We start from the raw sequence: 964 nt of genomic DNA on the forward strand, positions 1-964 counted from the left end.
GCTCTAAAATCATCAAGTCCCACAATATCTTCGGTTTTATGTTGATGAGAACCAAGCAAAGATACAGCACTGCCAAAGGTGAAGTTATTATTGCTTGATTTATAGAGAACATAATTATTGGCGGCATCTTTTGCCCCCTCGATATCACTTAAATCAGCAAATGAGAAGGTTTTATCGGCTGCCATTTTGCCTTTGAGAGCCGCTTCAAGATCGGCAACATCACTTATGGTGTGCGTGTGTTTTGAAGGCGCTTTTTGGTCTACCTTGTCCTCAACTTCCATTATCGCTTGATCAATTTTGGTCAAGTTTTCCCGCAAGATTGGGAATTCAGAACTGATAAAGCGTCCTTCTTTCGGCAATTCCATGTCGAGTTTTTTGGTTTTGGTCATGTCTCATTTTCCCATTATAATATGCCAGCGCCAAAATCACTCACCATGGACCGCGCAGCAGGTCCACCGGTAAGGGTCAATTTCAAGCGCGCTTGTTTGGCTGTTTTGTCACTGCTCACAAATTTTCGTTCTGTCCAAAGCGGTTCAGCGAGTTGTTCTGTTTCCTCTAATTTCAAAGGGGTGAAAGCACCATCATCCAGCTGCATCTCCAGTGAAAAGGTTGCACCGCCCGGTAAAAAGGTTTTGATATAGCTGGTCAATCTTGCTTTTTCACCAAAGGCAAAAGCACGCGTGACATAGGTAGCTTCCTTATGGATCTTTCCCGCAATCAATTGAACAGGCGCAAACAAGACGGGTGAGAGCTTTTCGGTGCCTTTGAGAATGGCACGAAGTTTTACTTTTTCACTGATATATTCAGTAAGGCTTAGCAATTGAAAGGGCAGGAGTTGATAAATTGTGCCATTGTTTCTTTCAATTTCAAAGATGACAGAACAATCGCTTGAAGGCAATTCAATGGCTGCGCGGATTTGTAAATCAGAGCAGTCCACAAGATCAAAAGTGCCAAGATCAATGGT

The 964-nt window shown here is 42.9% G+C and carries 1 protein-coding gene and 1 pseudogene; both read right to left on the bottom strand.

The window, feature by feature from the left end:
• A partial coding sequence (locus ACFINH_RS10000; RefSeq protein ID WP_375633020.1) for a Bgr_08870 family protein occupies nucleotides 1-389 on the bottom strand: 389 nt, incomplete at its 3' end.
• 14 nt (nucleotides 390-403) lie between these two features.
• Nucleotides 404-964: pseudogene (locus ACFINH_RS10005) on the bottom strand (DUF4815 domain-containing protein); the annotation flags it as partial.

Source organism: Bartonella sp. AA74HLJMH (genome assembly GCF_042197045.1).
In the GTDB taxonomy this organism is placed as follows: Bacteria; Pseudomonadota; Alphaproteobacteria; order Rhizobiales; family Rhizobiaceae; genus Bartonella.